Raw genomic sequence first — 22,290 nt, 5'->3', positions numbered from 1 at the left:
TTGCGGCCCCAGGTTCACAGATCAGAAGTCGTCTTCGACCTCGCCATCCTTCACCTTGAACTCGCGGTTTTGCAGGTAGGCATTACGAATGAAGATGTACTTGTCACCCTGAATCAGCTTTTCGGCCGAGAGCAGGCTGGCGCGGGTGTCGATCACGTCCAGCGCAAAGATCGAGTTGCGCGTAGGCACGTGGTCGATATAGCGATAGGGTTTGGTATAGGTGTCCGGGTACTTGGCCACACCGTCACGCACGGTGCTTGGGCCCAGCAGCGGGATGACCACATACGGCCCGCTCGGCACACCCCAGTAGCCCAGGGTCTGGCCAAAGTCCTCGTCGTTGCGCTGCAGGCCCATCTTGGTACCCACATCGAAGAAGCCACCCAGGCCGAAGGTGGTGTTGACGATCAACCGCGCCGTATCCACGCCCGCCGCATGCGGCTTGAACTGCAGCACGTCGTTGGCGAGGTTGGTCACGTCCCCCAGGTTGCGAAAGATGTTGTGGATGCCATCTTCGAGGAACTGTGGAGTGACCGCTTGGTAGCCCTTGGCCAATGGTTTGAGGGCATAGGTGTCGAGGGTATCGTTGAAGCGGAAGATCGGGCGGTTGACCGCTTCCCAGGGATCTTCCTCGGTGGCGGCCTGGGTGGCTGCCACGGGCGCCAGCAGCATGCTGGCGCAGACACAGGCCTGGGTGACTCGTTCGATCACACTGGCACCGATCCTACGCATAGATGTTTCTCCATCGAATTTCTCGGCCGCAAGCGCAACAGGTGGCGCTGCTGTTAAGGCGGCAGTATAGAGACTTGCGGGCTGATAAACAGCCTTACACATTTTTGCTGAATATTTTGTGAACAACTGTTGCGCAGCGGCCGATGTCACAAGACGGTAACAATCAACGCATAGCCTTCGAACCATTTGGGGGAAGTTGCCATGGACACTGCGCCCGCCTTCACTGCTGTGCTGTTCGGCTTGCGCGGCTGCCTGGTGCAGGCTACCCATGGCGCGCCATCACCCGCCCCCGGCGCCCTGGCCACGCTTGCCAGCCTGCGTCAGCGCCAAGTGCCGTGCATCTGGGTGGATGACCTCAATACCGCGCAAAGCGAGCGCCTGGCCCATGTGCTGCCCGACTGGCTGCCAGGGCATACGGTCAATGGCGTGCGCTGGCCAGCGCCGAACGCTTGCTGGCAGGCACTGATGGCGCTGGACAGCGAGCGCCTGGATGGCTGCGTATTGGTCAGCGGCGATCCGCGCCTGCTGCAGTCTGGCCTTAACGCCGGCTTGTGGACAGTAGGCCTGGCCGCCTGCAGCCCGTTATGCGACCGCACTTCTACACAATGGCAAGCCATGAGCCCGCAAGAGCAGGATCTGGCGCGCAGCAAGGCGACACTGGCGCTGTTCAGCCTGGGCGTGCACTCGGTGATCGACCATCTGGAAGCGCTGGACACCTGCCTGGTGGACATCGCCCAGCGCCGGCGCAAGGGTGAAAAACCCTGATACAGCAGCCTTGACGCGGATCATGCAAATCACCAGCAGGTAGATTACCCTGAAGACAGGCCAGAACCTTTGCCACGCCGCCGAGGTCCATGGCTTGCCAAGCCATTGATGGAGAATAGCCAATGCCTGCCCGCGAATTGCAAGAGCGCCTGAACAGCTTGCGCGAGCAACTGGACCGCAACGTACCGCTTTCGGAAGAAGAGCTGGCCGCCCTGCACGAAGAGGCGCGCCAGATCGAGGCGCAACTGAAACTTGAGGAAGCCACGCCAGACAACAACCTGGTGGACGGCGTGAACCTGGCAATCGAGCGCTTCGAGGCCGACCACCCCGACCTCACTGCCACCCTGCGCAGCATTGCCAACTCACTGCACAGCATGGGGATCTGAAATAGCGGGGGCCGCTAAGCGGCCCCCCTGTATTACTGCCGAACCAGGCGTTTGTTATCCGGGCTGATCGCCCCGGTGCTGCGATACGGGTTGATGTCCAGCCCACCGCGGCGCACATAACGTGCATAGACCGTCAGGTGCTCCGGCTGCAGCAGATTCTTCAAGTCCAGGTAAATCCGTTCCACACACTGCTCATGGAAGTCGGCATGCTGACGGAAGCTGATCAGGTAGGTCAGCAGGCTGGCGTGGTCCAGCGCCCTGCCCTTGTACTCAACCACCACGCTACCCCAATCCGGCTGGCCGGTGACCGGGCAGTTGGACTTCAGCAGATGGCTGTGCAAGGTTTCTTCCACCACCCGCGCCGGGTCGCAGCGCAACAGCTCTGGCTGCGGCTGCTCGTAGTTGCTGATGGCCACATCCAGTGCATCGATGCACTGCCCCGGTAACGCCACCACACCCTGGGCTTCAACCTCGGCCAAAGTGCGCACCTTCACCCCCACCGGCTTGCCGGCAGCGGCGGACAGGTCTTTTTCCAGGCATGCCTGCAACGCGTCCAGCGAGGCGAACACCGTCTGGTTCAGCGAGTTGAGGTACAGCTTGAATGACTTGGACTCGATGATGTTTGGCGAGTCCGCCGGGATGGCGAACTCGCCGATCGCCACCACCGGCTTGCCCGAAGGCAGCAACCAGCTCAGCTCGAAGCAGTTCCAGAAATCCACCCCCAGCCAGGGCAAGGTCTGTGCAGTGACGCCCAGCTCGGCCCACTTGGCAGTACGCGGGATCGGGAACAACTGCTCCGGGGAGTAGGTGGCGATGTATTCGCTGGACTTGCCCAGCGGGGAATGTTCGGCAGCGGGATGCATGGAAACTGACCTAGAGGTTCGAAAATGCCCCTAGTCTACCGGTTTTGCACACTGCCTTGCAGGGCCAGTCACTCAATGGTCAATGCCCCCACCATACCCGCCTGATAATGCCCCGGCACGTTGCAGGCAAACTCGATGGGCGCCGATTGGCGGAAGGTCCAGGTCAGCTCGGTGCGCTGGCCGGGCATGACCATCACAGTGTTGCCACCCCCGTGACCATGGCCGTCACCATGGTCCATCATTTGGCCGTGGTTCATCATCTTGCCGTGATCCATGCCTTCGTGGTTCATCGCCTGGGTGAACATCTTGCCTTGCATGGCGACCATTTCCTTCTGGTGTTCGGCATGCATGGCCTTGTCGCCCAGGTTGAATTCGTGCGGCAGCTTGCCCTCGTTGACCAGCACGAAACGCACCGTCTCGCCGGCTTTTACCTGCAGGCTTTTTGGCTCGAAGGCGATGTCCTTGAGCACCACGTTGACCGTGCGAGTGGCCTGGGCCGCCGGGGCAGGCTCGCCAAAGGCGAAGCTCTGCGCCTGGCCAGCGAAAGCCGGCAGGCTGCCCAGGATAAGGGTGGCGGCAATGAACAGGTGTTTCATGATGACTCCGGGGTTACACAATCGGGATTAAGCCACATTAGCCGGGGGCGACTGGCAGTTACCTGACAGGCACATTACAACTTTGTCAGCTTGGGCGGGCCGGCACATCGTCACGTATCATTTCACCCATCCCATTGCCCCTGTGCTAGCAGTAAAGCGACGCCATAGGCTACGCACAACCTTTCAGAATATGGACAGTGCATGAAACTGCTGATCGTCGAAGACCAGGCCCGCACCGGCCAGTACCTGAGCCAAGGCCTGAGCGAGGCCGGCTTTGCCACCGAGTTGGCTACCGATGGCGAGACCGGCCAGTTCCTCGCCCTGACCGGCGACCACGACCTGCTGATCCTCGACGTGATGCTGCCTGGCCGCGACGGCTGGCAGATTCTTCAGGCCGTGCGCCAGGCAGGCCTGGATACGCCAGTGCTGTTCCTGACCGCCCGCGACGCCGTCGAGGATCGCGTGCATGGCCTGGAACTGGGCGCCGACGACTACCTGGTCAAGCCGTTCGCCTTTTCCGAACTGCTGGCCCGGGTACGCAGCCTGCTGCGCCGTGGCACCAGCCCGAGCCAGGACACGACCCTGAGCCTGGCCGACCTGCGCCTGGACCTGATCCGACGCCGCGCCGAGCGCGCCGGGCTGCGCATCGACCTGACCGCCAAGGAGTTCTCACTCCTTGAGCTGCTGCTGCGCCGCCAGGGTGAGGTGCTGCCAAAATCGCTGATCGCCTCGCAGGTGTGGGACATGAACTTCGACAGCGACACCAATGTGATCGAAGTGGCCATCCGCCGCCTGCGCCTGAAAATCGACGACCCGCACCCCAACAAGCTGATCCACACCGTACGCGGCATGGGTTACGTACTCGAAGAGCGCACCGAGTGATGCGCCGGATTTCCCTCGGCAGCCGCCTGGCCCTGCTGTTCGCCGCCTGCACGGCCACCGTCTCGCTAGGCGCCGGCCTGCTATTCAGCCGGGCCAGCGAGCAGCACTTCGTCGAACTTGACCAACAACTGCTGGACTCGCGCCTGTCCTTGTTTCGTACGCAACTGGCTGATGTCAGCACGGCTGATGAGCTTCAGGCCCGCCTGCCTGCCCTGCGCGATGAACTGAGTCACCAGGCCGACTTGGCCTTGCGTATCAGCGCCAGCAATGGCGCCACCTGGTTCGAAAGCCGCAGCGGGCTGCCGCAAGCAGCGCTGGCCACCGGGCTGGCCACCCTGCATGCGCAAGGCATCGACTACCGCAGCCTGTCCGTGCCCCTGAAACAGGGCGCCATGCAGTCGCCGCGACTGACCCTGTACCTCGACATCACCCACCACCAGCACTTCCTGCAGGGCATGCAACGGCTGATCTGGCTGACGGTCGGCCTGTCGGCGCTAACCACCGCACTACTGGGTGCCTGGGCCGCCCGCAGCGGCCTGCGCCCATTGCGGCAGATGGGCCAGGTGGCCGCCAGCGTGTCAGCGCGTTCGCTCACCACCCGTCTGCCGGTGGCGCAGATGCCCGAAGAGTTGGCCGAGCTGGCCAGCAGCATGAACGCGATGCTGCAGCGCCTGGACGATGCCTTCCAGCGCCTGTCAGCGTTCTCGGCCGATATCGCCCACGAGTTGCGTACGCCGCTGTCCAACCTGCTGACCCACACCCAGGTCACCCTCACCCGCCCACGCAGCCTCGAAGAATACCGAGAGGCGCTGCATGGCAACCTGGAAGAACTGCAATGGATGGCGCAGATGATCAACGACATGCTGTTTCTGGCCAAGGCCGACCACGGCCTTCTGGTACCGGGGCACGCGCCTTTGACGCTGCATGACGAGGTGGATGCGCTGCTGGAGTACTACGCGCCTCTGGCAGAAGACAACGACGTGCAGATGCTGCGCGAGGGTGAAGCCGTACTGCACGGTGACCGGCATATGCTGCGCCGGGCGCTGTCCAACCTGCTGGACAACGCCATGCGTTTTACCCCGGCAGGAGGACAGATCAAGGTAACCCTGGGGCCGGGGCCGACGATCAACGTGGCCAATACCGGGCTGGCTATCGACCCGGCCGCTCTACCGCGGCTTTTCGACCGCTTCTACCGGGTGGACCCGGCGCGGCGGGAAGGCAGCAGCGAGCATGCGGGGTTGGGCTTGGCAATTACCCGGTCGATCGTGCAGGCCCATGGCGGGTGCATACGGGCGGAGTGCGAGGGTGGGTGGACCCGATTCGTGATCGAGTTCGCTCAAGATCGGTAACCCTGGGGCGCTTTACGCCCCCAGGATCTCAGGCAAACATCAAACCGCCAGGCCAATCGCCGGCTGCACCTGCGACGCCCGGTAGGCCGGGTAAAGGGTCGCCAGGAAACTCATCACCAGGCCGGCGGTGCAGATGATCGCCACATCCCCCCACTGCAACTGCGACGGCAAGCTGCTGACGAAGTACACATCCGACGTAAAGATGTGCTGCCCGCTCACCCGCTCCAGCCAGCCGACGATCTGGCTCACATTGAACGCCGCAATCACGCCCAGTACGCCACCAATCAGCGTGCCGACAATGCCGATCAGGCTACCCTGGACCATGAACGTGCCCATGATCTGCGCCGGCGTGGCGCCCAAGGTACGCAGGATGGCAATGTCCGGCCCCTTGTCGTTCACCACCATCACCAGGGTGGCGATGATATTGAACGCCGCTACCGCGATGATCATCATCAGCAACAGGCCGATCATGGTCTTTTCCATCTTCATGGCGCTGAACAGGCTGCCCTGGGTATGCGACCAGTCATCGGCCCGGTAGGCGTCCCCAAGCCCGGCAGCAATCGCCTTGGCCACCTGCGGAGCGGCATACAGGTCGTGCAGCTTAAGGCGCACACCTTGCACCTGGCCCGGCGCCCAGCGCTGCATCTCAGCTGCATCAGCAACATGGATATAAGCCTGCGACCCATCCAGCTCGGCGCCGACCTTGAAGATGCCGACCACGGTGAGGCGCTGCATGCGCGGGGTGATGCCACCCGGTTCCTTGCTGATTTCCGGCACGATCAAGGTCAGCTTGTCGCCGGCGTTCAGGCGGAAGCGGCGTGCGGTCAGCTCACCGATGACCACGCCGAACTCACCGGGCTGCAAGCCCTGCAGACGGCCCTGGACGATGTGCTGGCCAACGATGGAAACCTTGCCCTCCTCGGCCGGGTCGATACCACCCACCTGGATCGGCTGCATGGCGCCCTTGTACGACAGCATGCCTTCCATCTCGGTAATCGGCGCCACAGCCATCACCGCCGGATTCTTCATGGCAGCGTCGGCCACCTTGTGCCAATCGTCCAGCGGCTGCACGCCCAGGATGGCGGCATGCGGCACCAGGCCGAGAATGCGCGAGCTCATTTCGCGCTGGAAGCCGTTCATCACCGACAGCACCACGATCATCGCCAGCACGCCCAGCGACAGGCCGATCATCGAAGTCATCGAAATGAACGAGATGAAATGGTTGCGACGCTTGGCTCGGGTGTAGCGCGCGCCGATAAAGATGGGCAAGGGTCTGAACATGTACGAAATCACCCAATGGAAACAGGAAAACGGGGCAGCACCTGCCACCCCGGCAGTCGATCAGATGGCCACCAGGTGGCCATCGTCGAGCTTCAGCACACGGTCCATCTGCCGCGCCAGGTTGAGGTCGTGGGTGACCACCAGGAATGCCGTGCGCGAAGCGCTGGACAGCTCCTGCATCAGTTCCTGGATGCCTTGGGCGGTATGGTGGTCGAGGTTACCGGTCGGCTCGTCGAGCATCACCAGGCCGGGGCGGTTGACCAGCGCCCGGGCAATCGCCACACGCTGGCGCTCGCCGCCGGAAAGCTCGGCCGGCTTGTGGTTCAAACGGTGGCCCAGGCCTACCCGTTTGAGCAGCGCCTCGGCACGCTCCCGGGCCTCGGGGATGGGCGTTCGGCCGATCAGCAGCGGCATGCACACGTTCTCGATGGCGGTGAATTCCGGCAGCAGGTGGTGGAACTGGTAGACAAAGCCCAACTCACGGTTGCGTAGCAGGCCACGGGCACGCTCGCCCAGTGCCGACAGCTCTTCGCCAGCCAGCCACACGCTACCCTGGGTCGGCCGGTCGAGGCCGCCCAGCAGGTTGAGCAAGGTACTCTTGCCCGAGCCGGAACTGCCAACGATGGCCACCCGCTCACCGGCCTGCAGTTCCAGGTTGAGCCCGGACAGCACCTGCACCGACTCCGGGCCCTCGTCGTAGGACTTGCCCAGGTTGCGGCAACTCAGAACGGCTTTATCACTCATGCGCGACTCACTCATAACGTAGCGCCTCTGCAGGCTGGGTGCGGGCCGCACGCCAGGCCGGATACAGGGTGGCGAAGAAACTCAGGACCAGTGCCGCACCGCAGACCATGTACACGTCCTGGGCCAGGATCTGCGACGGCAGGTAATCGATGAAGTACACGTCGGCGTTGAGGAACTTGTGGCCGATCAGTGTCTCGATGCCGGCGATCGCCGCGCTCACGTTCAGGGCCGCGAAGATCCCGACGACGGCGCCGATCAGGGTACCGATCACCCCGATCACCGTACCCTGGACCATGAAGATGAGCATGATCTGCCCGGGCGTGGCGCCCAGGGTGCGCAGGATGGCGATGTCGCCGCGCTTGTCGTTGACCACCATCACCAGGGTGGAAATGATGTTGAACGCCGCCACCGCCACGATCAGCAGCAACAGCAGGCCGATCATGGCCTTTTCCATACGGATCGCCTGGTACAGGTTGCCGTGGGTACGGGTCCAGTCACGGCTATAGAACTCCTGTTCGCCCAGCTGCTGGGCGATGCTCCAGGCTACGCGCGGCGCCTGGAACAGGTCGTCGAACTTCAGGCGCAGGCCCTGGACCTGGTCGGGCTTCCAGCGGTGCAGGCGGGACAGGTCGCTGATGTTGGTCAGGCCCAGGTAGCCGTCGATCTCCCCCGCGCCAACGTGGAAGGTGCCGACCACGGTGAAGCGCTTCATGCGCGGGAACATGCCAGCGGGGGTCACGCTGACCTCGGGGGCGACGAAGGTGAGCTTGTCGCCGATGGCAACGCCCAGCTTGGCCGCCGCCTTGTCGCCGATCATGATGCCCCACTCGCCCGGCGCCAACTGGTCGAGGCGGCCTTGCAGGACGAAGTTGTCGATGATCGACACCTCGCGCTCGCGAGCAGGGTCGATGCCGTTGAGCAGCACCTTCTGCACCTTGCCATCATGGGTCAGCAGGCCCTGCATCTGGGTGAACGGTGCAACCGCCACCACCTGCGGATTCTGCTTTACTTGTTGGGCAAGGGCCTGCCAGTCGGCAATGGGCTGGCCGCTCTCCAGCGTGGCATGGGGAATCATCCCCAACACGCGGGTGCGCATCTCGTGGTCGAAACCGTTCATCACCGACAGCACCACGATCATTACCACCACGCCCAGGGCGAGGCCGATCATCGAGGTCAGGGAAATGAACGAGACGAAGTGATTGCGACGTTTGGCACGGGTATAACGCGTGCCGATGAATGCGAAAAGAGGTCTGAACATGTCGGGGCTTGTTCGGATGAAAGGGAACGTCCTTGTGGCGAGGCGCCTACGGCGGCTTTACACTCGGACCACCGCCGCTACCTTGGGTTCGCCATGACGACATTAGACGAAGAAGATCGCCGCGAATACTACCGCATCGAAGATCGGATCGCACTTCAAATAAGCCCCCTTAGCGCGGCCGAAGCCCTTGAACCAGATGTGTTGCAAGATGATTCGCCGTTGTTCAACCTGCTCAGCGAGCTGCACCTGTCCGACTTCGAGTCGCAACACCTGTTGCGCCAGCTAAGCGACAAGGACCGCACCCTCGCCGCGTTCCTGCGGGCACAGAACAAGCGCCTCGACTTGCTCAGCGCGGTGGTTGCACAAACCCTGCTTGGCGAGGTCGGCGAGCCGCTGCCGGTGGTCATTTCCGAAGGCGGCATCGAATCCGCCCAAGCCACACAGATTGCCCCCGGCACCCGGGTGAAAGTGAAAATGGTGCTGATGCCGCGCGCCCATGGCCTGCTGCTGCGCGGCAAGATCACCCATTGCGACCCTCGCCCGGAGGGCGGCTTCGAAGTCGGCACCGAGTTCATCGACATGACCGATGCCCAACGACAACTGCTGGCGCGTTACATCCTGCAGCGCCAGCAACAGCAACGGCGCCAGCAGCTGGAACTGAACGACCCCGCCTCCTGAGCCAATTTCTCCCTGATTTGAAGGAACGAACGTGACCCTGATCTACGGCCATCGCGGCGCCAAGGGCGAAGCACCCGAGAACACCCTGAAGAGCTTTCAGCAATGCCTGTCCCATGGCGTGACCCGCTGCGAGCTGGACCTGCACTTGTCATCCGACAACGAACTGATGGTCATCCACGACCCCACCCTCAAGCGCACCACGGGCCGGCGCGGCAAAGTGGTCGAGCACCCGGCCGCCGAACTGGTCAAGATCGATGCCCGCAAAGGCGGCCCGGGCCATGTGCAGCCCTGCCCGATCCCGAAACTGGAAGAGCTGTTCGAAAAATGCCCGTTCGAACACTGGCAACTGGAGGTGAAAAGCGCCTCGCGCACCCGCGCGGCCACCACCGTCCTGGCGATCCGTGAACTGGCCCAGCAATATGGCCTGCTGGACAAGGTGACCATCACCTCCAGCTCACGCGAAGTACTGGGCGCCGCCCAGGAACTGGTGCCAGATGTGAAGCGCGGGCTGGTGGCCGAATACGCCTGGCTCGACCCGCTGAAGGTGGCACAGAACTACGGCTGCGAACTGCTGGCATTGAACTGGACGCTGTGCACCCCCGAGCGCCTGCTCAAAGCACAGGGCCAGGGTTTGCATGTGTCGGTGTGGACGGTCAACGAGCCGGCACTGATGCGCCGGCTTGCTGACTTTGGTGTGGACAGCCTGATTACAGACTTTCCCGGTTTGGCCAAGACCACCCTCGGGTAGGGTTGAAATCGGTCTCTCCGACCGGCTCAGGCCACCGGTCGGAGCCGCTCAAAAAAGCCGGTTCAGGCCGTCATAGGCAGCTACCCGATAGGCTTCGGCCATGGTCGGGTAGTTGAACGTGGTGTTGACGAAGTACTTCAGGTTGTTCTGCTCACCCGGCTGGTTCATGATCGCCTGGCCAATGTGGACGATCTCCGAAGCCTGGTAGCCGAAGCAATGCACGCCGAGGATTTCCAGGGTTTCGCGGTGGAACAGGATCTTCAGCATGCCCTGCGGCTCGCCGGCGATCTGCGCACGCGCCATGCTCTTGAAGAAGGCCTTGCCCACTTCGTACGGCACCTTGGCCTGGGTCAGCTCCTGCTCGTTCTTGCCGATCGAGCTGATCTCGGGAATGGTGTAGATACCGGTCGGCACGTCGTTGACGAAGCGCCAGCTGCCGTTATCGACAATGCTGCCAGCGGCCGACCGGCCCTGGTCATGGGCGGCACTGGCCAGGCTTGGCCAGCCGATCACGTCGCCGGCACCGTAGATGTTCGGCACGGTGGTGCGGTAGGCCTCGTCGACCTCGATCTGGCCGCGGCTGTTCACCTTGATGCCGATGTTTTCCAGGCCCAGCTTGTCGGTGTTGCCGGTACGGCCGTTGCACCACAGCAAGGCGTCGGCCTTGATTTTCTTGCCCGACTTGAGGTGCAGGATCACCCCGTTGTCCAGGCCTTCGACGCGCTCGTACTCTTCGTTGTGGCGCACAGTGATGTTGTTGTTGCTGAAGTGGTAGCTCAGCGCCTGGGAAATTTCCGAGTCGAGGAAGCTCAGCAACTGGCCACGGTTGTCGACCAGCTCGACCAATACGCCCAGGCCACTGAAGATCGAAGCGTATTCGCAACCGATCACGCCGGCACCGTACACGATCAGCTTGCGCGGGGTATGGCTGAGGCTGAGGATGGTGTCGCTGTCGTACACGCGCGGGTGGTGGAAGTCGATGTCGGCCGGGCGGTAGGGGCGCGAGCCGGTCGCGATGATGATGTGCTTGGCGTTGAGCTTCTCGACCACGCCGTTCGGGCACACCACTTCCACGGTTTGCTCGTCGGCAAAGCTGCCGGTGCCGAAGAACACGTCGACGCGGTTACGGGCATAGTAGCCGGTGCGCGATGCCACCTGCTTGGCGATGACCTTCTCGGCGCTTTTCAGCACGTCCGGGAACGAGAACCAGCGCGGCTCGCCGATGGCACGAAACATCGGGTTGGTGTTGAACTGCATGATCTGCCGCACCGAGTGACGCAGTGCCTTGGACGGAATGGTACCCAAGTGGGTGCAGTTGCCACCGACCTGGCGACGGTCATCGACCATCGCTACCTTGCGCCCTGCTTTGGCGGCATTCATTGCCGCGCCTTCACCGGCCGGGCCGGAACCCAGCACCACTACGTCGTAGTTGTAGACAGCCATGCGTACTCCTTCAGAACTGGCCCGCAAGCCACGGTCGCTCGCGGGGCACGATCATGCCGCCGGGGCGCCATGAGAAAATTCGGGTGCAGTCTAATCAACCCTGAACGCCGCGCACATTAACCCTTGGTCGCGTCGTAGGCCAATTTTGCCCGCACTACATATGCTTCACCCATTCCGTGGCGGCAATCATCCCTGCTTGTGCTTTCACTGGCCTTTCACTGCCCGTTCGAACGCGGGCGTAGCTCGGGAGACGAAGCCTCCCTCTGCTCGAGTCACCAAAACCGCAGCCAAGTCATGCGCCACGGCAAAATCCCAGCCTTGCTGTGGGCCCAGGATGAGTAGCAGCGTCGAATAGCCATCGGCCAGCAGTGCTGAGGCGTCCAGCACCGTAACAGCAGCCAGGTCATGTTCGACCGGGCGCCCGAGGCGGGCATCGAAGGTGTGCGAATAGCGCCGGCCATTCTGCTCGAAATAGTGCCGATAGTCACCCGAGGTTGATACTGAAAGGCTATCGACCGGGATGATCTGACGGGCGATTTGACGGTCTTCGCGAGGCAGTTCCAGGGCAATACGCCAAGGGCTGCCGTCAGGCTTGCGGCCAACCGCCTTCAGCTCGCCAGTGGCCTCGGCGACAAAACTGCTGACACCCATGGCCTGCAGGCGCGCAGCGATCAAGTCGACAGCATGACCGGCGACGATGCTGTTGAAGTCGAGCTGCACAGGGGCATCCTTGCACAGGGCTCGACCTTTGACGCGCAGGTGCTGGTAGCCCACACGCTGGCGTACCTGGGCCAGTGCCTGTGGTTCGGGCACCTGCTGGTGACGGGCCTGAGGGCCGAAGCCCCACAGGTCGAGCAAAGGCTCTACCGTGAGGTCGAAGGCGCCATCGCTCTGCTCGGCAAGGTGCTGGCCCAGGCTGACCAACGCGAGCATGTCAGGCGGCAGGGCCAGGCACTGGCCGGCAGGTAAGCGGTTGAACTGGCTTACGATGGAATCGCCGCGGTAGGTCGAGTAGTGGTGGTCGATGTCGTGCAGGATGGTTTCCACCGCCCTCTGCACCTGGGCCGGCTCCGGGCCACCAGGCTCGCGGACGTACTGGATGCTGTAGCTGCTGCCCATGGTCGGGCCACCCAGGCGTTCCAGGGTGGGGCCCTGGTTGCAGGCGGTGAGTAGCAGCAGAATGAACAGTAGGGCTGTGCGCACAGTAGGGTTTCTCGGTTGCCAGTGCTGGCCTCTTCGCGGGTAAACCCGCTCCTACAGGGGCAGCGATAATCCTGTAGGCGCGGGTTTACCCGCGAAAGGGCCGGCACTGACAACACACATTCAGAATAAAAAAAACGGGAACCCGAAGGTTCCCGTTTTTTCATTGCCTTACAAGCGAATCAGCGTGGAAACGCTGGCGGGTTCACACCGGCCATGTCTTCCATCACACGAACCACCTGGCAGCTATAACCAAATTCGTTGTCGTACCAGACGTACAGAACAACGCGGTTGTCGTTGGCGATGGTCGCCTCTGCGTCAACCACACCGGCGTGGCGCGAGCCGACGAAGTCGGTCGAAACCACTTCCTGCGAAGCCACGTAGTCGATCTGCTTGTGCAGCTCCGAGTGCATGGCGATCTGGCGCAGGTACTCGTTGATCTCGTCGCGAGTGGTGGCCTTTTCCAGATTCAGGTTCAGGATGGCCATCGAAACGTTCGGCGTCGGAACACGAATCGCGTTGCCGGTCAGCTTGCCCTTCAGCACTGGCAGTGCCTTGGCCGCAGCGGTGGCGGCGCCGGTTTCGGTGATTACCATGTTCAGCGGCGCGGCACGGCCACGGCGGCTGCCCTTGTGGAAGTTGTCGATCAGGTTCTGGTCGTTGGTGAACGAGTGAACGGTTTCGACGTGGCCGTTGACGATGCCGTACTGGTCGTTGATGGCCTTGAGCACCGGCACGATGGCGTTGGTGGTGCAGGAGGCCGCCGAGATGATCTTGTCATCGGCAGTGATGTCACCGTGGTTGATACCGTGCACGATGTTCTTCAGCGCGCCCTTGCCAGGTGCGGTGAGGATCACGCGGGCAGCACCCGGGCAGGCCAGGTGCTGGCCCAGGCCGTCGGCGTCACGCCATACGCCGGTGTTGTCGACGATGAGCGCATTGTCGATGCCGTACTGGGTGTAGTCGACTTCGCTCGGGCTCTTGGCGTAGATAACCTGGATCAGGTTGCCGTTGGCGGTGATGGTGTTGTTGGCTTCGTCGATGGTGATGGTGCCATCGAACGGGCCGTGCACCGAGTCACGGCGCAGCAGGCTGGCACGCTTGACCAGGTCGTTTTCGGCGCCTTTGCGCACGACGATGGCACGCAGACGCAGGCCGTCACCACCACCGGTCTTCTCGATCAGGATGCGCGCCAGCAGGCGGCCGATGCGACCGAAGCCGTACAGGACAACGTCGGTGCCTTTGCGCGCCGAAGCGTTCTGCTGACCGACCACGTCGGCCAGCTCTTCACGGACGAACTGCTCGGCAGTGCGGCCATTGCCTTCCTGCTTGAACTTGTTGGCCAGCTTGCCCAGGTCGACCGATGCGGCGCCCAGTTTCAGCTCGCTCATGGCCTTGAGCAGGGGGAATGTCTCGTGGACGGACAGTTCGGTTTCGTCGGTTTGGCGGTGGCGCGCAAAGCGGTGCGCCTTGAGGATCGAGATAACCGAACGGTTGATCAGGCTGCGGCCATAAATCGAGCTCACCACATTGTTATTGCGGTAGAGCTGACCGATAAGCGGGATCATCGCTTCAGCCAGGGCTTCACGATCAATCCACTCACCAAGACACTGGTCGGGCTTCTGAGTCACGGGAACCTTCCACATGTAGGGACAGAAAAAAGGGGCTACATTATGACGCCCCAACGCGGAACCGGCAATGAGTGCCTGTCACAGTGACGCAAGCCAGCGTTCATGCCCTTTCGAGCCTGACAGCCGGCACTGTCACCGGTACAATCGGTCTCTTTGCCGCAACGCTTGGAGTGCAATCTCCCGTGTCAGTTCTGCGCCTACCGCAAATGTCGGCCACGGCCGGCAAACAAACCTGGGGCAACCTGCCCGGTGCCGCCCTCAGCCTTGCCATCGCCGAAGCCGCCAGCAGCGCTGGCCGCTTCACCCTGCTGCTGACGGCCGACAGCCAGGCCGCCGACCGTCTGGAGCAGGAGCTGCGCTTCTTTGCCCCAGACCTGCCAGTGCTGCCGTTCCCCGATTGGGAAACCCTGCCCTACGACCTGTTCTCGCCGCACCAGGACATCATCTCCCAGCGCATCGCCAGCCTGTACCGTCTGCCGGAGCTGAGCCACGGCATCCTCGTGGTGCCGATCACCACCGCCCTGCACCGCCTGGCACCCACGCGTTTTCTGCTGGGCAGCAGCCTGGTGCTGGATGTGGGCCAGACCATCGACGTGGAACAGATGCGCCTGCGCCTGGAGGCCAGCGGTTACCGTTGTGTCGACACCGTCTACGAGCATGGCGAGTTCGCCGTGCGCGGCGCGCTGATCGACCTGTTCCCGATGGGCAGCAAGCTGCCCTACCGCATCGACCTGTTCGATAACGAGATCGAAACGCTGCGCACCTTCGACCCCGAGACCCAGCGCTCGATCGACAAGGTGGATTCGGTGCGCCTGCTGCCAGCACGCGAATTCCCGATGCAGAAGGAAGAAGTGACCCGCTTCAAGGCACGCTTTCGCGAGCGCTTCGACGTCGACTTCCGCCGCAGTGCAATCTTCCAGGACCTGGCCAGCGGCATCATCCCCGCCGGTATCGAGTACTACCTGCCGCTGTTCTTCGAAGAAACCTCGACCCTGTTCGACTACCTGCCGACCGACACCCAGGTGTTCTCGCTACCCGGTGTGGAACAGGCCGCCGAGCACTTCTGGAACGACGTGCGCGGGCGCTATGAAGACCGCCGCGGCGACCTCAGCCGGCCGCTGTTGCCGCCGGCCGAGCTGTTCCTGCCGGTGGAAGATTGCTTCGCCCGGCTCAAGCAGTGGCCCCGGGTGGTGGTCAGCAGCGAAGCGCTGGAGCCTGGCGTGGGCCGCGAGCGCTTCCCGGCGCGCGCCTTGCCCAACCTGGCCATCGAGGCCAAGGCCAACCAGCCGCTGGCCGAGCTGGCCAACTTCCTCGACCAGTTCCCCGGCCGCGTGCTCTTCACCGCCGAATCAGCGGGCCGCCGGGAAGTGCTGCTGGAACTGCTCGAACGGCTGAAGCTGCGCCCGCATACCGTCGAAGGCTGGGACGATTTCATTACCGGTGCCGAGCGCCTGGCGATCACCATCGCCCCGCTGGACGACGGCCTGCTGCTGGACGATCCAGGGCTGGCCCTGATTGCCGAAAGCCCACTGTTCGGCCAGCGAGTGATGCAGCGCCGGCGCCGTGACAAGCGCGGCGAAACCGCCAACGACGCGGTCATCAAGAACCTCACCGAGCTGCGCGAAGGTGCGCCGGTGGTGCACATCGACCATGGCGTCGGGCGCTACCTGGGCCTGGCCACCCTGGAAATCGACGGCCAGGCTGCCGAATTCCTGACACTGGAATACGCCGAGAACGCCAAGCTGTATGTGCCGGTGGCCAACCTGCACCTGATCGCCCGCTACACCGGCAGCGACGACGCCCTGGCACCGTTGCACCGGCTGGGTTCGGAGGCCTGGCAGAAAGCCAAGCGCAAGGCCGCCGAACAGGTCCGCGACGTGGCCGCCGAACTGCTCGACATCTATGCCCGCCGCGCCGCGCGCAAGGGCTACGCGTTTGCCGACCCGTCCGCCGACTACGCCACTTTCAGCGCCGGCTTCCCGTTCGAGGAAACCCCGGACCAGCAGGCCGCCATCGAGGCCGTGCGCGCCGACATGCTGGCACCCAAGCCAATGGACCGCCTGGTCTGCGGCGACGTGGGCTTCGGCAAGACCGAAGTGGCCATGCGTGCGGCGTTCATCGCCGTGCACAGTGGCCGCCAGGTGGCCGTACTGGTGCCCACCACCCTGCTTGCCCAGCAGCATTACAACAGCTTCCGCGACCGCTTTGCCGACTGGCCCGTGACCGTGGAAGTGATGAGCCGCTTCAAATCGGCCAAGGAAGTGGCCGCCGCCGCCGCGGACCTTGCCGAAGGCAAGATCGACATCCTCATCGGCACCCACAAGCTGCTGCAGGACGACGTACGCTTCAAAGACCTGGGCCTGGCCATCATCGATGAAGAGCACCGCTTTGGCGTGCGCCAGAAAGAACAGTTGAAGGCGCTGCGCAGCGAGGTCGATATCCTCACCCTGACCGCCACGCCGATTCCGCGCACGCTGAACATGGCGGTGGCGGGCATGCGCGACCTGTCGATCATCGCCACACCGCCAGCACGCCGCCTGTCGGTGCGCACCTTCGTCATGGAACAGAACAAGAGCACGGTCAAGGAGGCGCTGCTGCGCGAACTGTTGCGCGGTGGCCAGGTGTATTACCTGCACAACGATGTGAAAACCATCGAAAAATGCGCCGCCGACCTTGCCGAGCTGGTGCCCGAGGCACGCATCGGCATCGGCCACGGGCAAATGCGCGAACGCGAGCTGGAACAGGTGATGAGCGATTTCTACCACAAGCGTTTCAACGTGCTGGTGGCCTCGACCATTATCGAAACCGGTATCGACGTGCCCAGCGCCAACACCATCGTCATCGAGCGCGCCGACAAGTTCGGCCTGGCCCAGCTGCACCAGCTGCGTGGCCGGGTTGGCCGTAGTCACCACCAGGCCTACGCCTACCTGCTCACACCTACCCGTCAGAAGGTGAGCGCCGACGCCGAAAAGCGCCTGGAGGCGATCGCCAACACGCAAGATCTTGGCGCAGGCTTTGTGCTGGCCACCAACGACCTGGAAATCCGCGGTGCCGGCGAGCTGCTGGGCGAAGGCCAGAGCGGGCAGATCCAGGCAGTGGGCTTCACCCTGTACATGGAAATGCTCGAACGTGCGGTCAAGGCAATCCGAAAAGGTACCCAGCCGAACCTTGAGCAACCCCTGGGTGGCGGCCCGGAGATCAACCTGCGCCTGCCGGCACTGATCCCCGAGGACTACCTGCCTGACGTGCATGCGCGCCTGATCCTGTACAAACGCATTGCCTCGGCTGCCGACGAGGAGGGCCTCAAGGACTTGCAGGTCGAGATGATCGACCGCTTCGGCTTGCTGCCAGAGCCGACCAAGAACCTGATGCGCCTGACGTCACTCAAGCTGCACGCGGAAAAGCTCGGCATCAAGAAAGTCGATGCGGGGCCCAACGGTGGCAAGCTCGAGTTCGAAGCCGAAACACCGGTCGACCCACTGACCCTGATCAAGCTGATCCAGGGTCAACCCAAACGCTACAAGTTCGAAGGCGCCACCCAGTTCCGCTTCCTGGTACCGATGGAACGCCCCGACGAACGTTTCAATACCCTGGAGGCGCTGTTCGAGCGCCTGACCCCACAGCCTGCCTAAGGAAGACTCATGCGTGCCATCCGTTGCCTGACCCTGCTGCTGGCGCTGTTCGCCCCAGCGGCCTTCGCCGAAGGCCTGTATCAGGTAGAAATGATTCTGGTGCGGCAGAACAGCGTGCCCGCCTTCACCAGCCCGTTCGCCCCCGAAGACTGGAGCGCTGGCGCCCCACGCCTGGCGAAAGAGGCCGAGCGCCCCCCAGCACTTGAAGATGAAGCCACCCGCCTGGAAGCCACCGCCGACTACACGGTGCTGATGCACAAGGCCTGGCAACAGCAGGTGGGCAGCGAACCCAGCCGCATCGCACTGGGCGGAGGCACCGAACAGTTCGGGCACTTCCCTATCGAAGGCAACCTGAGCATCGCTGAAGGCCGCTTCATCACCGTCGAGGCCAACTTCTGGGTCAACCAGCTGGATGGCAACGGCAACGTGCTGCAAAGCGAGCAGTTCAGGCAAAGCAACAGCAACGTCAAGGGCGGCCAGCTGACCTTTCTCGACGGCGGGCACCTGGCGGTGCTGCTGAAGGTGACCCCACCAGGCACGCCGAAAATGCCGGTGATGGACCCGGAGATGATGGAGCAGTAAGCCCATGAAGGACGATGCCGCCGAAATGGTGAACGCCTATCCGAACTGGATTCAATCGTTCAGCAAAGCTGCCCTGCAGCGCGGTGAGCGCTATGCCGAGGAAGGCAGGGCCGAACTGGAAGGCATTCATGGGCCAACCATAACGGCCAGTTGCCAGGGGAGCGGCAACAACCACTACCGGCAACACATCAAGTTGCACGTAGCGGGCGGCCGGTGCCATGTGCGCGGTGACTGCGATTGCCCGGTACGGCAAAACTGCAAGCATTGCGCCGCTGTCCTTTTTTGCGTCAGCGAGCGCTTTTCCAGCAGTAAGGACACGCAAGCCAACCCGGGCGCCTTGTCCGCCGAACTGCAGCACTGGTTGAGCGGCCTGGAGCAGGCCCCACCCAAGACCGACGCGACCGAAGACAAACGCGGGCGCATGGTGTGCTATCAGCTGCAGCTCACCGACGATGCGGGCTGCGCCCTGCTTGTGCGCAAGGGCACGCGAACGGAGGACGGCATCCGCTTCAGCCGCGTCCAGTCCCTTTACGATTTCCTCTACGAGCCACCGCGCTTCGTAACAGACGAAGACATCCGCATTCTGCGCCTGCTCTCGGCCCTGAATCAGGGCGGCGGCCAGGATCGCGGCTACCGACTGAAGGGCCATGAAGGTGGCGAGCTGTTCCAGCGCGCCCTCGAAACCGGGCGGATGTTCTTCGACACCGACCTACCCCTGCTTCATGAAGGCCCGGTGCGCCACGCCGAGTTTCGCTGGGTACGCCTGGACAACGGAAATTACCGGGGGCGGTGGTACAGCGGCGAAGCGATGCTGCGCTGCGTCATCCCGCTGCTGCCGCTTTACTACCTGGACCTGCCGACCCGTGAAGTGGGCAAGGTCGAGCACAGCCTGGATCCCCACGTCGCCGTACAGCTGACTATTGCACCCGACGTGCCGGAACACCTGGTCGTACCCCTGAGCCACAAGCTCAATGCCCTCAGCCATAAGGTGCCGACCCCGACGCAAGTGCAGGAGCAGTTGCTCGATAACATCCAGCCAAAGCCCCTTCTTGCTCTCGGCAGCCTTGAATACACCGCCTACATGCCGAAAACCGGTCGCATGCAACGGCAAATGCAACACCGCGCCGCATTGGCGTTCGATTATGACGGCTTGCAGGCCAGCGGCACCGACGAAAAGCCGCTGACCCGCCTGGCAGGCAGCACCAGCCAGCGCATTCGCCGCCAGACTCAAGCCGAGCAGGCGCTGCGCAAGGTACTGCGCGATTTCGGCTTCAAGCCCGCCACACGGCAGAGCAAGGCCCTACCCGACAGCGCCGGCGAAATGCACCAGTTGCCTGACGACGAAGCCTGGCTGCGCTTTGCCCGCGAAGGCCTGCCGCGCCTGCGCGAAGCCGGCTGGGACATCGATATTCATCGCGACTTCGCCTTCAACCTGCAGGAGGTGGACGACTGGTATGCAACCATCGACGAAGCGCCTGGCCATGAATGGTTCGACCTGGAACTCGGCATCGTGGTCGATGGCCAGCGCCACAGCCTGCTGCCGATCGTGTTGCACCTGCTGCGCAGCAGCCCGGAGCTGCTACGCCCTAGCGAACTGGCCCGGCGCAGCGATGATGAACACCTGCTGATCGACCTCAATCGCGGCCGTCTCGATGCCCCGGCTTTGCGCGTCGCCCTGCCCTATGGCCGCATCAAGGCAGTCATGGGCACCCTGGGCGAGCTCTACCTGCACGAGGACACTGCAGGCCCGTCCCTGCGCATGGAGCGCGCCGACGCCGCGCGCCTGAACGAAATAGAAGGCCTGCCCCTGCACTGGGAAGGTGGCGAGCACGTACGCGATCTGGGCCGGCGCCTGCGCGATGCCCGGGACCTGCAGGTAGAACCGCCCACAGGGCTGCAGGCCAGCTTGCGCCCCTATCAGCAGCAAGGCTTGAACTGGCTGCAGGCCCTGCGCGAGATGGGTACCGGCGGTATCCTCGGCGACGACATGGGCCTGGGCAAGACCCTGCAGGCCTTGGCCCATCTGCTGCTGGAGAAACAGTCCGGGCGCCTGAATGCACCGGCCCTGGCAGTCATGCCGACCAGCCTCATACCCAACTGGCTGGACGAAGCCCAGCGCTTCGCCCCCGACCTGCGCGTCCTGGCACTGCATGGGCCGGGGCGCAGCAAGCACTTCACCAAACTCCATGAGTACGATCTGGTCCTGACCACTTACGCCTTGATGCCACGCGACCTGGAACAGCTGCGCCCCCAGGCTTGGCACGTGCTGATACTGGACGAGGCGCAAAACATCAAGAGCAGCAGCAGCAAGGCTGCCCTCGCCGTCTGCGAGCTACAGGCCGGGCAGCGCCTGTGCCTGACCGGCACGCCAATGGAAAACAACCTGGGCGAACTGTGGTCGATCTTCCACTTCCTGATGCCCGGCTGGCTGGGCGACCTGAAGCGCTTCAACCAGGATTACCGCAACCCGATCGAGCGCCACGGTGACAGCGAGCGCATGGCCCACCTGGCCAGCCGCATCCGGCCGTTCCTGCTGCGCCGCACCAAGGAGCAGGTGGCCACAGAACTGCCGGCCAAGACCGAGATGGTGCACTGGGTCGAGCTCAGTGATGCCCAGCGCGATACGTACGAAGCCGTGCGAGTGGCCATGGACCAGAAAGTCCGCGACGAAATCGCCCGCAATGGCGCCGCACGCAGCCAGATCGTGATCCTCGATGCGCTGCTCAAGCTGCGCCAGGTGTGCTGTGACCTGCGCCTGGTCAAGGGGGTAGAAAGCAAAGGCAACCAGGCCGACAAGGGCAAGCTGGGTGCGCTGCTGGAGATGCTCGAAGAACTGCTCAGCGAAGGGCGCCGGGTGTTGTTGTTCTCACAGTTCACCTCGATGCTGGCACTGATCGAGCAGGAGCTCGAGAAGCGCAAAATCCGTTACAGCTTGCTGACCGGTGATACTCGCGACCGTCGCGCGCCAGTGCAGCAGTTCCAGCAAGGTGAAAGCGAAGTGTTCCTGATCAGTCTCAAGGCAGGGGGCGTAGGCTTGAACCTGACGGCGGCGGACACCGTGATCCACTTCGACCCCTGGTGGAACCCGGCCAGCGAAAACCAAGCTACCGACCGTGCCTACCGCATCGGCCAGGACAAGCCGGTGTTCGTGTTCAAGCTGATTACCCGGGGTACGGTGGAAGAGAAGATCCAGTTGTTGCAGCAGGAAAAGGCTGCATTGGCGGCCAGCCTGCTGGACGGCGGGCAGGCTGGGCAATGGCGGCTTGGCGATGAAGAAATCGAGGCCCTGTTTGCGCCATTGCCTGGAAAGCGCGGGCGGTAGACCAAAAGCGGATACAGCCTGTGCGGGCCTCTTCGCGGGCAAGCCCGCGCCTACACACGCATCGGTGGTTCGGCACAGGCCGCTGTAGGAGCGGGTTTACCCGCGAAGAGGCCGGACCTGCCGGCCAATTACCACCCGCCGTTCACCGTTGCCGCCGCCACCGTATCCGCGGGTAAACCCGCGCCTACAGGCACGCATCGG

General features: G+C 63.2%; 18 protein-coding genes. 9 read left to right on the top strand and 9 right to left on the bottom strand.

Going from position 1 to position 22,290, the window contains the following annotated elements; all coding sequences use genetic code 11:
• Positions 1 to 21: 21 nt before the first annotated feature.
• Positions 22 to 729, bottom strand: coding sequence for a VacJ family lipoprotein (locus AA098_RS09280; RefSeq protein ID WP_064614109.1), 708 nt, complete (start codon positions 727 to 729; stop codon positions 22 to 24).
• A 201-nt stretch (positions 730 to 930) separates the two neighbouring features.
• Between AA098_RS09280 and AA098_RS09275 the strand changes: the two genes are divergently transcribed.
• Entirely contained in the window at positions 931 to 1,494 is a 564-nt protein-coding gene (locus tag AA098_RS09275) for a hypothetical protein (RefSeq protein WP_004576983.1), read from the top strand.
• A gap of 122 nt (positions 1,495 to 1,616) precedes the next feature.
• Positions 1,617 to 1,880 carry a DUF4404 family protein gene (locus tag AA098_RS09270; RefSeq protein ID WP_003248815.1) on the top strand — a complete coding sequence of 88 codons (264 nt, stop codon included), beginning with the start codon at positions 1,617 to 1,619 and terminating at the stop codon, positions 1,878 to 1,880.
• Positions 1,881 to 1,912: 32 nt separating this feature from the next.
• On the opposite strand, the gene queF is transcribed toward AA098_RS09270, so the two are convergent.
• Both queF and AA098_RS09260 read right to left on the bottom strand, forming a co-directional pair.
• Positions 1,913 to 2,743, bottom strand: a complete 831-nt coding sequence (queF, locus tag AA098_RS09265) for an NADPH-dependent 7-cyano-7-deazaguanine reductase QueF (protein WP_004576985.1) — start codon at positions 2,741 to 2,743, stop codon at positions 1,913 to 1,915.
• A gap of 68 nt (positions 2,744 to 2,811) precedes the next feature.
• Positions 2,812 to 3,339, bottom strand: coding sequence for a plastocyanin/azurin family copper-binding protein (locus AA098_RS09260; RefSeq protein WP_064614107.1), 528 nt, complete (start codon positions 3,337 to 3,339; stop codon positions 2,812 to 2,814).
• Positions 3,340 to 3,540: 201 nt separating this feature from the next.
• Between AA098_RS09260 and cinR the strand changes: the two genes are divergently transcribed.
• Together cinR and cinS are read left to right on the top strand one after the other, a co-directional pair.
• The gene (gene cinR / locus AA098_RS09255; protein WP_020193569.1) at positions 3,541 to 4,221 is read left to right on the top strand and encodes a two-component system response regulator CinR; all 681 of its coding nucleotides are present in this window, start codon (positions 3,541 to 3,543) and stop codon (positions 4,219 to 4,221) included.
• On the top strand, positions 4,218 to 5,570 hold the full coding sequence (cinS, locus tag AA098_RS09250) for a two-component system sensor histidine kinase CinS (RefSeq protein WP_033726881.1): 1,353 nt from the start codon (positions 4,218 to 4,220) through the stop codon (positions 5,568 to 5,570). The genes cinR and cinS overlap by 4 nt, the downstream gene beginning before the upstream one ends.
• A gap of 39 nt (positions 5,571 to 5,609) precedes the next feature.
• Here the strand turns inward: cinS and AA098_RS09245 are convergent, their stop codons facing one another.
• Genes AA098_RS09245 through AA098_RS09235 form a run of 3 tightly spaced genes read right to left on the bottom strand, consistent with a single transcriptional unit; the run spans position 5,610 to position 8,853 of the window.
• Positions 5,610 to 6,851, bottom strand: a complete 1,242-nt coding sequence (locus tag AA098_RS09245) for a lipoprotein-releasing ABC transporter permease subunit (protein WP_064615180.1) — start codon at positions 6,849 to 6,851, stop codon at positions 5,610 to 5,612.
• 60 nt (positions 6,852 to 6,911) lie between these two features.
• On the bottom strand, positions 6,912 to 7,595 hold the full coding sequence (lolD, locus tag AA098_RS09240; protein WP_014753922.1) for a lipoprotein-releasing ABC transporter ATP-binding protein LolD: 684 nt from the start codon (positions 7,593 to 7,595) through the stop codon (positions 6,912 to 6,914).
• Positions 7,596 to 7,602: 7 nt separating this feature from the next.
• Entirely contained in the window at positions 7,603 to 8,853 is a 1,251-nt protein-coding gene (locus AA098_RS09235; RefSeq protein WP_003248802.1) for a lipoprotein-releasing ABC transporter permease subunit, read from the bottom strand.
• Between the two features lie 93 nt (positions 8,854 to 8,946).
• Between AA098_RS09235 and AA098_RS09230 the strand changes: the two genes are divergently transcribed.
• Positions 8,947 to 9,531, top strand: a complete 585-nt coding sequence (locus AA098_RS09230; RefSeq protein WP_003248801.1) for a PilZ domain-containing protein — start codon at positions 8,947 to 8,949, stop codon at positions 9,529 to 9,531.
• A gap of 31 nt (positions 9,532 to 9,562) precedes the next feature.
• A complete protein-coding gene (locus tag AA098_RS09225) occupies positions 9,563 to 10,279 on the top strand; it encodes a glycerophosphodiester phosphodiesterase (RefSeq protein WP_004576988.1) in 717 nt (238 codons plus the stop codon).
• 48 nt (positions 10,280 to 10,327) lie between these two features.
• Here the strand turns inward: AA098_RS09225 and sthA are convergent, their stop codons facing one another.
• The 3 genes from sthA to AA098_RS09210 form a co-directional block, all read right to left on the bottom strand.
• Positions 10,328 to 11,722, bottom strand: coding sequence for a Si-specific NAD(P)(+) transhydrogenase (gene sthA, locus AA098_RS09220; RefSeq protein WP_003248797.1), 1,395 nt, complete (start codon positions 11,720 to 11,722; stop codon positions 10,328 to 10,330).
• Positions 11,723 to 11,926: 204 nt separating this feature from the next.
• The gene (locus AA098_RS09215; protein WP_064614105.1) at positions 11,927 to 12,925 is read right to left on the bottom strand and encodes an FAD:protein FMN transferase; all 999 of its coding nucleotides are present in this window, start codon (positions 12,923 to 12,925) and stop codon (positions 11,927 to 11,929) included.
• Positions 12,926 to 13,104: 179 nt separating this feature from the next.
• Complete coding sequence (locus tag AA098_RS09210; RefSeq protein WP_033725352.1) at positions 13,105 to 14,568, bottom strand: glyceraldehyde-3-phosphate dehydrogenase; 1,464 nt, start codon at positions 14,566 to 14,568, stop codon at positions 13,105 to 13,107.
• Between the two features lie 167 nt (positions 14,569 to 14,735).
• Between AA098_RS09210 and mfd the strand changes: the two genes are divergently transcribed.
• Genes mfd through AA098_RS28260 form a run of 3 tightly spaced genes read left to right on the top strand, consistent with a single transcriptional unit; the run spans position 14,736 to position 22,089 of the window.
• Positions 14,736 to 18,185: a transcription-repair coupling factor gene (gene mfd / locus AA098_RS09205; protein ID WP_012053155.1), complete on the top strand. Its 3,450-nt coding sequence runs from the start codon at positions 14,736 to 14,738 to the stop codon at positions 18,183 to 18,185.
• Positions 18,186 to 18,194: 9 nt separating this feature from the next.
• Complete coding sequence (locus tag AA098_RS09200; protein WP_004576991.1) at positions 18,195 to 18,767, top strand: CsiV family protein; 573 nt, start codon at positions 18,195 to 18,197, stop codon at positions 18,765 to 18,767.
• A gap of 4 nt (positions 18,768 to 18,771) precedes the next feature.
• A complete protein-coding gene (locus AA098_RS28260; protein ID WP_019752113.1) occupies positions 18,772 to 22,089 on the top strand; it encodes a DEAD/DEAH box helicase in 3,318 nt (1,105 codons plus the stop codon).
• Positions 22,090 to 22,290 lie beyond the last annotated feature (201 nt).

The organism is Pseudomonas sp. JY-Q (assembly GCF_001655295.1).
Classification (GTDB): domain Bacteria; phylum Pseudomonadota; class Gammaproteobacteria; order Pseudomonadales; family Pseudomonadaceae; genus Aquipseudomonas; species Aquipseudomonas alloputida.
The sequence above is the reverse complement of the archived record's forward strand: the minus strand, read 5'-3'. Positions and strand labels throughout refer to the sequence as shown.

Coding starts and splice junctions, on each gene's coding strand:
- AA098_RS09280 (WP_064614109.1), bottom strand. CDS start 729: ATGCGTAGGATCGGTGCCAGTGTGATCGAACGAGTCACCCAGGCCTGT.
- AA098_RS09275 (WP_004576983.1), top strand. CDS start 931: ATGGACACTGCGCCCGCCTTCACTGCTGTGCTGTTCGGCTTGCGCGGC.
- AA098_RS09270 (WP_003248815.1), top strand. CDS start 1,617: ATGCCTGCCCGCGAATTGCAAGAGCGCCTGAACAGCTTGCGCGAGCAA.
- queF (WP_004576985.1), bottom strand. CDS start 2,743: ATGCATCCCGCTGCCGAACATTCCCCGCTGGGCAAGTCCAGCGAATAC.
- AA098_RS09260 (WP_064614107.1), bottom strand. CDS start 3,339: ATGAAACACCTGTTCATTGCCGCCACCCTTATCCTGGGCAGCCTGCCG.
- cinR (WP_020193569.1), top strand. CDS start 3,541: ATGAAACTGCTGATCGTCGAAGACCAGGCCCGCACCGGCCAGTACCTG.
- AA098_RS09245 (WP_064615180.1), bottom strand. CDS start 6,851: ATGTTCAGACCCTTGCCCATCTTTATCGGCGCGCGCTACACCCGAGCC.
- lolD (WP_014753922.1), bottom strand. CDS start 7,595: ATGAGTGATAAAGCCGTTCTGAGTTGCCGCAACCTGGGCAAGTCCTAC.
- AA098_RS09235 (WP_003248802.1), bottom strand. CDS start 8,853: ATGTTCAGACCTCTTTTCGCATTCATCGGCACGCGTTATACCCGTGCC.
- AA098_RS09230 (WP_003248801.1), top strand. CDS start 8,947: ATGACGACATTAGACGAAGAAGATCGCCGCGAATACTACCGCATCGAA.
- sthA (WP_003248797.1), bottom strand. CDS start 11,722: ATGGCTGTCTACAACTACGACGTAGTGGTGCTGGGTTCCGGCCCGGCC.
- AA098_RS09210 (WP_033725352.1), bottom strand. CDS start 14,568: ATGTGGAAGGTTCCCGTGACTCAGAAGCCCGACCAGTGTCTTGGTGAG.
- AA098_RS09200 (WP_004576991.1), top strand. CDS start 18,195: ATGCGTGCCATCCGTTGCCTGACCCTGCTGCTGGCGCTGTTCGCCCCA.
- AA098_RS28260 (WP_019752113.1), top strand. CDS start 18,772: ATGAAGGACGATGCCGCCGAAATGGTGAACGCCTATCCGAACTGGATT.